This window comes from Paenibacillus sp. FSL R7-0204, from assembly GCF_038002225.1.
Lineage (GTDB): Bacteria > Bacillota > Bacilli > Paenibacillales > Paenibacillaceae > Paenibacillus_AQ.
Genome location: NZ_JBBOCA010000001.1, coordinates 4,424,302 through 4,435,425 on the forward strand (window position 1 = coordinate 4,424,302; position 11,124 = coordinate 4,435,425).

Annotated in this window: 13 protein-coding genes; 7 read left to right on the forward strand and 6 right to left on the reverse strand. The window is 52.1% G+C overall.

Features of this window, described 5'->3' with window-relative positions; all coding sequences use genetic code 11:
- The first annotated feature begins 198 nt into the window (after positions 1-198).
- Together MKX42_RS19530 and MKX42_RS19535 are read left to right on the forward strand one after the other, a co-directional pair.
- Positions 199-1,017 carry a helix-turn-helix domain-containing protein gene (locus MKX42_RS19530; RefSeq protein WP_340753958.1) on the forward strand — a complete coding sequence of 273 codons (819 nt, stop codon included), beginning with the start codon at positions 199-201 and terminating at the stop codon, positions 1,015-1,017.
- 399 nt (positions 1,018-1,416) lie between these two features.
- Positions 1,417-2,097 carry a TIGR00266 family protein gene (locus MKX42_RS19535; RefSeq protein WP_340753959.1) on the forward strand — a complete coding sequence of 227 codons (681 nt, stop codon included), beginning with the start codon at positions 1,417-1,419 and terminating at the stop codon, positions 2,095-2,097.
- Between the two features lie 93 nt (positions 2,098-2,190).
- On the opposite strand, the gene fur is transcribed toward MKX42_RS19535, so the two are convergent.
- A complete protein-coding gene (gene fur / locus MKX42_RS19540; protein WP_036729146.1) occupies positions 2,191-2,664 on the reverse strand; it encodes a ferric iron uptake transcriptional regulator in 474 nt (157 codons plus the stop codon).
- Between the two features lie 286 nt (positions 2,665-2,950).
- On the opposite strand from fur, the gene MKX42_RS19545 reads away from it, so the two are divergent.
- The 4 genes from MKX42_RS19545 (at position 2,951) to MKX42_RS19560 (ending at position 5,633) form a co-directional block, all read left to right on the forward strand.
- Complete coding sequence (locus tag MKX42_RS19545) at positions 2,951-3,526, forward strand: hypothetical protein (protein ID WP_340753960.1); 576 nt, start codon at positions 2,951-2,953, stop codon at positions 3,524-3,526.
- Between the two features lie 114 nt (positions 3,527-3,640).
- Entirely contained in the window at positions 3,641-4,315 is a 675-nt protein-coding gene (locus MKX42_RS19550; RefSeq protein ID WP_340753961.1) for an S-layer homology domain-containing protein, read from the forward strand.
- Between the two features lie 174 nt (positions 4,316-4,489).
- On the forward strand, positions 4,490-4,996 hold the full coding sequence (locus MKX42_RS19555; RefSeq protein ID WP_340753962.1) for an RNA polymerase sigma factor: 507 nt from the start codon (positions 4,490-4,492) through the stop codon (positions 4,994-4,996).
- Complete coding sequence (locus MKX42_RS19560; protein WP_340753963.1) at positions 4,980-5,633, forward strand: hypothetical protein; 654 nt, start codon at positions 4,980-4,982, stop codon at positions 5,631-5,633. The genes MKX42_RS19555 and MKX42_RS19560 overlap by 17 nt, the downstream gene beginning before the upstream one ends.
- Before the next feature lie 199 nt (positions 5,634-5,832).
- On the opposite strand, the gene MKX42_RS19565 is transcribed toward MKX42_RS19560, so the two are convergent.
- From MKX42_RS19565 to MKX42_RS19585, 5 genes are all read right to left on the reverse strand, one after another.
- Entirely contained in the window at positions 5,833-5,985 is a 153-nt protein-coding gene (locus tag MKX42_RS19565) for a hypothetical protein (protein WP_340753964.1), read from the reverse strand.
- 312 nt (positions 5,986-6,297) lie between these two features.
- Positions 6,298-7,047 carry an amino acid ABC transporter ATP-binding protein gene (locus MKX42_RS19570; protein ID WP_340753965.1) on the reverse strand — a complete coding sequence of 250 codons (750 nt, stop codon included), beginning with the start codon at positions 7,045-7,047 and terminating at the stop codon, positions 6,298-6,300.
- An 18-nt stretch (positions 7,048-7,065) separates the two neighbouring features.
- Positions 7,066-7,734: an amino acid ABC transporter permease gene (locus MKX42_RS19575; RefSeq protein ID WP_340757741.1), complete on the reverse strand. Its 669-nt coding sequence runs from the start codon at positions 7,732-7,734 to the stop codon at positions 7,066-7,068.
- Positions 7,734-8,585, reverse strand: a complete 852-nt coding sequence (locus tag MKX42_RS19580) for an amino acid ABC transporter substrate-binding protein (protein ID WP_340753966.1) — start codon at positions 8,583-8,585, stop codon at positions 7,734-7,736. Before MKX42_RS19580 ends, MKX42_RS19575 begins: the two co-directional genes overlap by 1 nt.
- Positions 8,586-8,731: 146 nt before the next feature.
- Complete coding sequence (locus MKX42_RS19585; protein ID WP_340753967.1) at positions 8,732-10,252, reverse strand: DHA2 family efflux MFS transporter permease subunit; 1,521 nt, start codon at positions 10,250-10,252, stop codon at positions 8,732-8,734.
- 182 nt (positions 10,253-10,434) lie between these two features.
- Between MKX42_RS19585 and MKX42_RS19590 the strand changes: the two genes are divergently transcribed.
- Positions 10,435-11,091, forward strand: a complete 657-nt coding sequence (locus tag MKX42_RS19590) for a TetR/AcrR family transcriptional regulator (RefSeq protein ID WP_340753968.1) — start codon at positions 10,435-10,437, stop codon at positions 11,089-11,091.
- Positions 11,092-11,124: the final 33 nt, after the last annotated feature.

An 11,124-nucleotide genomic window follows, 5' to 3' on the forward strand; every position in this document is an offset into this window, starting at 1 on the left:
ACGCTACGTTCTCTTGGTTTCATCCACTGCTTCCAGAGTTTGTAAATATAGCGATTAGCGCCGCAATACGGCCTTCTCCACATCATTTGTATGTTTTTTGCTTAGCTACATGGTAATATGAAAGCGTATATAATAAAATGAATAATATGATTAAAACATGAACAATCTGCTTATCATTTATCAGACTAGGAGGGACACATGACTTCATCTGCCGCTTGCCACATTCTATCCGCCGGATTCTCCTTCCACCGCAAACCGTTTCATATGTCACGCAGCGAAGGTGTACAGTATTATCTGCTGCGGCTCCAGACTGAAGGGCGCAGCCGCACCAGGGAGAACGGAGTCATCACGACCGTTGAGAGCGGTGATCTCATGCTGTTCGCTCCGGATGACCCGTACTATTTGAGTATCGACAAGGAAGTCTATCCCGTCGGCAAGCCGAGGATCGAGAGCGGCGACTATCATATCTTTTGCAGCGGGCCATGGATTGAAGAATGGTGGGGACGCAAGCAGCGTCCGGCGGTTCTGCGCCTGCCGATGAGCGATCATATTCTCGGCCTCTTCCGCCAGCTTGTGCTGGAGCAGCGCCGCTTGTCGGACTCCTCACCGGACATTTCTGCTTGTTATCTGCAGATTCTATGTATGGAGATTGACCGGCTGATGATTGATCAGCCCGCGATCTCACCGAAGGCTTATCTGGCTTACCGGATGAAGCAGTACGTTGAAGAGCATGCCTCTTACGCCTTCCGGCTGGAGGATGTAGCCGCACATGTGGATATCTCGGTCTCCCGGGCAGTTCATCTGTTCAAGGAAGCGTTCGGCACCACGATTGTCAAATATGTAAATGATGTACGGCTGGATATGGCCCGGGAAAAAATTACGTTCAGTCCCATGCCGCTGGAGCATGTCTCCGAGACCTGCGGATTTGCCAACTATACCTATTTCCACCGGATTTTCCGCAGCCGGTTCGGCATGTCGCCCAAGGAGTACCGTATTCATAGCAGGGCACAGGTTTAAGCATTCTGCAATTATGCCCAGGCATGCAAAAGGAGCGCCATCGTGGAAGATCCGCTCCTTGTGTTTGACCTTATTCAATTGCTGGTGTTTGCCGGGTGTAACTCTAACATGCTGGGAGATAGCCCCGTAATCCTGATTGAGTCTGCGGTTTCTTTCTGCACACCATGTGCCTGAGCGCTCTGCCTTAAGCAGCGCCTTCTGCGTTCTTGTCCGTGCCATAAGCGGCGACACTCCTTGTCATTCGTATGTTCAATGCGGCTGCACTGTCTTTTCCATTCTATCACATTATTCTGATCCTTGCGCAGCTTGCAGTTGGACTATCTGGTAAAGTATGCTTGAAGAGCAAGATACATACCTGTGGGCACAACCAATAACCGCAAGAATGAGGAGGAGTACTATATGAAATATGATGTGCTGTATGACGGCGCCTTTGCTATGCTGAAGGTCCAGCTGGAGCCGGGCGAGAGCGTCAAGGCGGAGATGGGGGCGATGGTCGCGATGTCACCGAATGTGGAGCTGCGGGGCACCGTGGACGGCGGAATTATGCGCGGCCTGGGCCGTATGCTGAGCGGGGAGAAATTCTTCTTCCAGGAGCTGACTGCCACGCGCGGACAGAGTGAGGTGCTGCTCTCACCCGGTTCCATCGGGGATGTACAGGCCATTGAGCTGGACGGGTCGTACAAGCTGATCGTACAGAAGGACGGCTTCCTGGCGGGAACCCAAGGCATTCAGGTCAATACCAAGATGCAGAATCTGACCCGCGGCCTGTTCTCCGGCGAAGGCTTCTTCATTCTCGAAATCAGCGGCAGGGGCACCGTCTTCCTCTCCTCCTTCGGAGCGATTCATGCCATTAACCTCGGACCGGGCGAAGAGATGATCATCGATAACGGACACCTTGTAGCTTGGCCGGACTATATGGATTACAAGGTGGAAAAAGCAGCCTCCGGCTGGCTGAACAGCTTAACCAGCGGCGAGGCCCTGGTCTGCCGGTTCCGCGGCGAAGGGGTGATCCTGGTTCAGACCCGCAATCCCGGCAGCTTCGGAACCTGGATCAAATCCTTCGTACCGAACCGCTCGTAGCAGCGGCATTTCGCAGATTACGTAACTTCTTATATTTGCAAGAAGGCGCAGGCTGAACTTCAGCCCTGCGCCTTCTGTGCGTTGCAGATGTGCTTATGAGACGGCGCGGCAGTCCTTGTCACCCTTGCAGCCGTTTTTTTGACAGCTATTATAGGTGCCTTTGAAATCGAGACGGTGATCAGTCACACTGAAGCCATATTCACGGGCTACCCGCGCCTCCAGCTCCACCAGCCAATCATCCTTGATCTCTTCCAGCTTACCGCATACATTGCAGATCAGGTGATGATGCATATGCACATGATCGTCGTCGCGCAGATCATAACGGGCGACGCCGTCGCCGAAATTCATTTTTTGCACAATATGAAGTTCACACAGCAGCTCCAAGGTACGGTAGACCGTCGCCAGCCCCAAATGCGGGTAACTGCGCTTGACCAGCATATATACCTCTTCCACGCTTAGATGATCCTTCTCATTATCCAGCAGCACCCTCACTATCGCCTCACGCTGTGGTGTAAGCTTATAATTATGAGCCGCAAACTGCTGGCTGATATTTGCCACTCGGTTCACCCGGGTTCCCACCTTTCCGGAAGTAGAACAATTCCCGCAGAATAATTAGTAATCGTTACGATATAAGCATAACAAACTTGCCCGTCAAAGAAAAGTCCTGACACCAGTATAACATCACTTGCCCGCAATAGCCCCCTCTGCCGCTCCACGCATAGATAATATTTCTGCCGAAACCGGGTCCGCCCATTCCGAAGTGCGCGCTATCCCCATACTCTATATCAAGATCAAGTGAAACCTGCAGGTGCTTATAATGAAACAAATCTGTCAAAAAGTGAGGATGATCCGGATGGCGAAAGTACAACCTAAGCAGACGCAGCGGCTTGTAACAGCTCGTGTACTGCGCAGCGTAGCTGCGGCCATGCTCCCATTCTACCGGAAAATTGCCGGAAACCGCAGTTATGCCAGGCAATGGACAACCGCGATTGTCACTGCCGACCTGGACCTGATGGGCAGCTTGCTCCACAGTATACCCGCACTTGCGGACGCGGAGAATTACGGAACCAACGGGATCGGATATTTTATCTCTTTCCCTTTTCCGCTGCCGATTGCCTTCTATACCAATGGAACGACAATTCCGCCGGGGACTGTTCAGTTCACCTTCAATACAGACGCCCACCGCTGCATAGCGCGTTCCATCATCCCGCTGTACCGTGAGCTTGCGGTTAACCGGAGCTTCGCGGAAGCCATGGCTGCCGCCATCAGACGTAAGGACAACCGGGCGGTAAGGGCAATGGTCCGCAGTCTGGTTAGAACAACGTCACTGAAATCCGTAACGATTGAAGAAAGCGGAATAGCACTGCTGTTCAAAACCAGGTTCAGCAAGTATCCTTACCGCAACCTTCTGTTTCAGGAAATGATGTAGCTGGCCGGTCCCGCAGATCGGGGTTGATACGCTTGCAACCTTTTCTGATCTCATTACGTTAGAGGAGTTGATACAGGCCAAACGGCCCAACCCTATAATAGAGGTGGAATTCAGATGAGTATGAAAAAAAACACGATCGCAGCTATTACAGCAGTAACCCTCCTTTCCTTCTCTCTTGGCGGACAAATTTTCGCAGCAGGCAGCAGCTTCAAGGATATCAGCCAGGTGACAGGTAAAGATAAGATCAACTCTCTGAAGGAGCAGGGCCTGATCAAAGGAATCTCCGACACCCAATTTCTGCCGGCATCCACAGTAACTACAGCGCAAGGGATACAGTTTATCTCCGGCGGTCTCCAGCTTAGTCTGGCGGCAATTGATTTCAATAAGGCACCACAGGCAAGTGCGCTGTTCTCCAAAGTAAAAGACAATGCCTGGTACGCCGAAGCCTTCATCAATGCCCATTATAATGGCGTGAATATCCCGGCCAATATCGATCCGGCCAAGCCGATTACCAAAGAGCTGTATACCAGTATGCTGGTTCAAGCCGTGGAAAAAGCCGGTAACCTGCCGATGATCAATCTTGTCCCAGTTGAACTTACAGATGCAGACGCGCTGGACCCTTCCTATCAGGGCAGCATTCAGCGGGCGCTGAAATACAAGATCACTGCCCTCGATGCCAGCGGCAAGTTCAATCCGAAGAGCAACATTACCCGCGCTGAAGCAGCAGTAATGCTGTATAACACGCTGGACTACTTGAAGACCGTCAGCGATGGCGGCACACAGAAGTAAAGGAAGTTGGATTCGTTCATACCGCTTTATACGCGTATGATAGATAAAAGGCTGTCCCGGAAGCCGTTACGGCTAGGGGCAGCCTTGTTTTTTTTAACATGAAATACGTAGGCTTATTGTGAAGTGAAACATTCTCCCCTTACCATACGTGTTAGGAGTGAATGGAGGCGAATAATGGGGAACAACGACAACCTTTTGAATGATCCTGACAACTTAACAACTACTGTCAACCAGTATGCCGATATGATACTTCGCTTGGCACTGGCTCATCTCGGTAATTTGGCGGATGCTCAGGATGTGTGCCAAGAGGTATACATCAAGTATTTCAAGCACCAACGTATCTTTAACAACCCGGAGCATGAGAAGGCATGGTTTATAAGAGTAACAATTAATACGTGCAGGGACGTAATCCGCAGCCCGTGGCGGAAATGGTTCTCCCCCTATGAAGAAGTCCCTCTTCCTAATGAACCGGCAGAAGATCTGGAAATCGTCACCTATGTACTTATGCTTCCCCGGAAATATCGGATCGTCATACACCTCTATTATTATGAGGGCTACAAAACAGCAGAAATTGCGCAGCTCCTGAGCATCAATGAGAATACGGTCCGCACACAGCTTAAACGGGCCAAAGCCCTTCTGAAGACGAAGATAATGGAGGAGTGGGATGATGATGAAGCATAAATATGTGCAGGGGATGAACGAAATCAAAGCAGACGAGGCACTCAAACAAACTATAATCCGCAGAGTCACGAATAATTCCGGAACGCCAAAGACCTCAGCTTGGACATTTCGCAGAAAAATTATGACCACTGTATTCTCCTGTGTGATTATACTCTTAATCGCCATCTGGGGACCACTCCTTGTAAACAGCGGCGATCCAGCTAACCCTTCTCCCGTTTACAGCGGGTTCATGGTGACAGCTTATGCAGCTGACGGCGCCCCGGTAGTGGCACAACCCGATGTCGAATTTCCGCTGGGCAAGTATTCTATGTTCATGAGCAGTGTGCCGGGCTTTCCCTTAACCCTTGTTGCTGAAGGTGCCGACAGGATTGAGCTGCAAGCCTCCGAAGGAGAACTGCTCCTATGGAATCCGGCCGATTCCAAGCTACTCCCACAGCGGCAAGCTGCCGCAGTTCAATCAGGTGACACAATCTACTGGAGTCCCGTAGCAGACGGCTCTTCCCAACCCGCAGCCACGGACGGCATTCTGGAAGTTACCGCTTACCGTGACAATCACAAACTGGGCAGCACACTGATCCAGATTCATACGCAGGATCACATCTTCTACTCTGCTAAACTAATGGCTACAGAACAATAGTATTCTAAAAGGTGAAAGGCGTGAAACTTATACGGCTTTTGTAAGACAGCCTCCCTCGCCCCAGTAATGAAGGACACTCATGCCCCTCATTTGCTTATTCAGCCCACTTTATAGTTCGATTTGTAAAATTCATCCATGAGATCTGAGGTATTTCTAGAATATTGACTTTGTATATAGAACCTGCGTGTTTAATCTAAATTTACTCCATCTTGTCCTTATCCTTTTGAATATTAATCAAAATATCAAGTCTTTCAATGATGCGTTCATCATTCTTTAAATGTTTCTTCAACCTCCCATCGATGCTGGCTACGCCTAAAAGAGCTACGCACGCAATGAAAATAAGGATACCCATGTAATCCCCCCCATATGTGTCTGTTGTGCTATGCTTAATACCATTGTAAAATTCATCAAATAATTCCACAAGTTTAATTGCATTGGTACCATGAAGTCACGCTAAACTGTCAGAGGTAGCAATCACGACTTCCCCTCTAAAGTTCATGTAAATATCCTCCTCTTGTTGATCTTTCACCTCACCGTAATAGACTGGATTGGAGTGTATTCGGTTTTTCGCATACATCGTGTGCAACATATAAATTTCAAAAAAGACAGACCGGATTGCCCTTGGCCTGCCCTTGCACATTAGCTATTATAAGCGTTACCCCTATCACTCTTCCCCGCTGAGCCGGTTCAGGAATTGCAAGGCGCGCGGGTTCTTCGTCTGCTCCAGTACCTCCCGGGGCGTTCCTTGCTCCAGAATGAGTCCGCCTGCCATCAGGATGATCCGGTCTGCCACATCGGCCGCGAATTTCATCTCATGGGTGACGATGACCATGGTCATGCCTTCCCGGGCCAGCTGCTTGATGACCTTCAGCACCTCGCCGACCAGCTCAGGGTCAAGTGCCGAGGTCGGCTCATCGAACAGCAGTACCTCTGGCGAGGCCGCCATAGCGCGGGCTATCGCTACACGCTGCTGCTGGCCGCCGGACAGCTGATGCGGATATGCATTTGCCTTGTCTGCCAGACCCACCTTGTCCAGCAGGGCCAGCGCCTTGCTGCGTGCTTCTTCCTTGGAACGCTTTTGCACCGTGACCTGTCCCTCCATCACATTGCCGATCGCCGTCATATGCGGGAACAGATTATAAGACTGGAACACCATTCCTGTCTGCTGGCGCAGGGACAGTACGGTACGCTGTGGAATTTTGGCGCCCGGGGTGAAATCCAGCTTAATTGTGTTCAGTGTAAGACTGCCCTTGTCGGGGGTCTCCAGCAGGTTGAAGCAGCGCAGCAGCGTGGTTTTGCCGGAGCCGGAAGGTCCGATAATGACCATGACCTGGCCGTGTTCAACGGTGAGATCCACACCTTTTAACACCGCAAGCGGCCCGAAGGACTTATGTAAATCGCGTATCTCAATCATGCGTGAGCCTCCTTCACCTTAACTGGCCGAATACCGGTCCAGCCGCTTCTCCAAGTAATTCTGCAACGCCGACAATACGGAACAAAACAGCAGATAGAACAGCGCCGCTTCGCAATACAGCAGCAGGGGTTCATAAGATGTCGCTACAATCTGCTGGGCTTTTCTAAAAATCTCGACATAAGTAATACTGGCCGCAAGCGAAGTATCCTTAACCAGACTAATAAAAGAATTCGATAACGGCGGAACCGACACACGGGCAGCTTGAGGCAATATTACCCGCCGCAGCGCCTGCCTCCGGCTCATCCCCACGGAGAACGCGGCTTCCCACTGGCCTTTATGAATAGACAGAATGGCAGCCCGGACAATCTCCGACGAATACGCCCCGACACTGAGCGTGAACCCGATGACAGCGGCGATGAACGGATCGAGCACAATCCCGGCGGCAGGCAGTCCATAGAAAATAATGAACAGCTGTACCAGCAGCGGCGTTCCCCGGATCACCCAGACGTAGAAACGGGCGATCAGCCTCGGAAGCCTCCAGGAGGACAGCCGGGCAAGTGCAGTAATCACCGCCAGCAGCAGCCCCAGAATAAAGGATACCAACGCTAGCGGAAGGGTAAAAGCCACCCCCGCTTTGAACAGGGGCAGCAGTGAATCGAGAAATATTTGTATTTGGCGCTCATCCATCATTTCGATACGTCAGCTCCGAAGTACTTCTCGGAGATCTTAAGGTAGGTCCCGTCGCTCTTCATAGCGGTCAGCGCTTCGTTCACAGCCTGCACCAGCTCGTCATTCCCTTTCAGGAAAACTGCGGCACTATACGAGCCTTCGGCAATCTCATCCACCTTCTTGATCTTGATATCCGGCTTCTGCTTCTTCAGGTCGAGGAAGGACAAGCCGTCATTAACGGTAGCATCGATCCGGCCGGAGGTCAGCAGATCAATCGCCTGATTGAAGCCCTCGGTGGATACGATCTCGGCACCGTTGTCTGTGGCGATTTTGCCGAGGTTACTGGTGAGCGACTGACCGGCTTTTTTACCCTTGAGATCAGCGAATGTCTTAATATCCTGATTATCCTCCGGCACGATCAGCACAGCCTTGGAGACAATATACGGATCGGAGAAATCATATTTCACTTTGCGCTCATCGGTGATCGAGACTTCATTGAAGATCACATCGAAGCGCTTCGCATCCATCCCTGCAAAAATCCCGTCCCACTGCGTCTCAATGAACTCCGGCTTCACACCCAGGCGCTTGGTGACTTCTTCGGCGATTTCGACATCGAAGCCCGTCAGCTTGCCGTCCGCATCATGGAAGGTGAACGGTGCGTAGGTCCCTTCGGTTCCGATGCGCAGCTTGCCGCTGGCTTTGACAGCCTCCAGACTGTTCTGCTCCCCTGAAGCTGCACCCTCTGAAGCCGCTGCCGTGGGTTCAGCCGCAGTATTGCCGCCCGCTGCTGTCTTGTTATCATTGGTTCCGCAAGCTGCAGCCGTGACCATGGTCAGGAGCAGCATAATAGTTAAACTCAGTTTTTTCATTTGATGAATCCCCTCTCATATCTTCTCTGCAGACACCAGCTTAGCTTGCCCCAATTTCTGCTCCTGCAACACAAAAAGCGACCCTCCGGGAAATGGAGAATCGCTGCTCTATGGACTACATAAGCTCTGCTTCTATATGGGTATTACTATACATGCATGATTTCCGGTGCTGCCTTCTCCTTAGAACGTTCAGTTCCGGAATGGCGGCCGCGGCGCAGAAGCAGTCCAAGAACCGCACCGCCAAGCGCGACAAACATCATAATGTGGAATGTGTCCGCGAAGCCCTGGGATAATACGGTTTGCTTAGCCAGCAGCAAAGCTTGCTGTGAAGCGCCTGCGGTGCTTTTACCGGCAGCCGCCGCCGCTTCCTGCATCTCTATGCCGCGCGCCGTTGTTCTTGCGGTCAGAATCGTAACCAGCGTCGAGACGGCCAGCGAAGTAATTACCTGCTGCATCGAGTTCGTCAGCGAGGTTACCCGGTTCACCAGATGGCTGGGCGCCTTGTTGAGCAGATGCGTGTTCATGGGCATCATCATCATCCCCATGCCCGCCCCGCACATGATCAGCGGAAGGATCAAATCACGGCTCTGCGTGGTAAGATCCACATGAGAATATTGAAATAATGCGCCGGAGACCAGACTGAGACCGCAGACCACGAGCCAGCGCACACCGATCCGGTCGAACAGTATCCCGGCAATCGGCATCATCAGCCCGGAAGCGATCGCTTGCGGCAGCAGCGTCAGACCGGTATCAAATGCGCCGAAGCCGCGGGCCTGCTGCAGAAATTGCGGGAGCAGGAATAACGCGCCGTATAAGCCGAACTGGGCAATCCACTGCACGATGATTCCTGTCGTGAAATCTACGGATTTCAGAATCCGCAGCTCCAGCAGCGGTGTCTTGGAGCGCAGCTCGGCGATGACAAAAGCAATCAGCGCCACAGCGCCCAGCAGCAGCCCAATCAGCGTCTTATCAGAGGTCCAGCTCTGAGCGCCCTGGCTAACCCCGTAAGTGAGCGATGCAAAAGCCAGCGGGCCAAGAACCATACCTAGCTTATCCATGCCGGGCACGCTGTTCTTCGCCGCACTCGGCAGCTTGCGCAGTCCAATCAGTACAGCAATGATGCCAATCGGAATATTAATGAGGAAGATCCAGCGCCAGGAATGGTATTCAACCAGCCAGCCCGACAATACCGGACCAATAGCCGGTGCGAACAGAACGGGAATGCCCATAATCCCCATGACAACGCCGACCTTACTTTTGGGAGCCAGTCTGTATACGTAGGCCATTCCTACAGGGAGCACACAGCCGCCGCCCAGTCCCTGAATAACCCGGAAAACAATCAGCCACTCGGCGCTGCTTGGTGTAGCGCACAGAATCGAGCCTATCGTGAACACAATTACCGCTGTCAGGAAGACCGTCTTGGCTCCGAACCGGTCAGACAGCCAGCCTGACAGCGGAATAACGGAAGCTTGGGCCAGCATATATCCGGTAACTACCCACTGCAGCGTATGCAGGTCCGTCTTGAAATCCACCACCAGCCTGGACAAGGCTACGTTCATCGCCGTACTGTCCAGCACAACCATAAATACTCCTGCAATAATAGCCAGCAGCGGAACCAGAATGCTGGACAGCCGGAAATCGGCTTCCTGCTTCAAGGTCTGATCCATGTCTCTTCTCCTCCTAAAGCTGTCCGCGTTCTAGATTGACCTGCGGGCAGATTGTTCTATATAATGAGTGAACGGACAACTGTCCGTAAGTGCAATTCATAGTCTACGGACAATTGTCCGTTGTGTCAATTCTTTTATTTATTTTTCTGTAAATCACTGATTTATTTCTGAAAGGGGTCCTCATGAACAAGCCAGACACCGATGCTGCACAGCTCCCGCGCTCAGCTCCGCAAGCCATAGAATCCGCTCCGCCAGTGTCCGCCGATCCTTATGTACAGCGGATTCTTGAAGCTGCCCGCCAGTTGTTCACTGAGAGCGGACTTGAGGCGGTCAGCATGTACAGCATTGCCAAGCGTGCAGGCATAGGGCAAGGCTCCCTGTACCGCCGTTTCACGGACAAGGGTGAGATCTGTTCTGCACTACTGAAGGGCAGCGCAGATCAATTCCTGTCCGGGCTGGAGCAGCAGGTCGCTGCCAGTGCCGGAGAACTCCCGGCTCTCGCTCAGCTGCAGAGCAGCATTGAGCAGATTGCCGATTTCATTGAGCAATATGCCGAGCTGCTGAATATGATCAAAGCCGAGTTCACCGGCAAGAAGCAGCTGACCCAGTTTGAGCATCCTTTTTTCCAGCGGCTGGGGGTGATGATGACAGAACTGCTAGAGCGCGCTGCGGCAGGGGGCGAGATTATTGACATTGATCCGGCCTTTGCGGCCACCGCCTTAATCTCTGTCCTCAGTCCCGATCTGTACCTGTATGAGCAGAAGCGGCACCACTCCTCCAAGCTGGACATCTCCAGGGGCATCATCACTTTGTTCGTGACCGGTCTGGCAAAGCGCTGACCGCCTGCCCTTTACAAGAGGAGAATTTGTGGT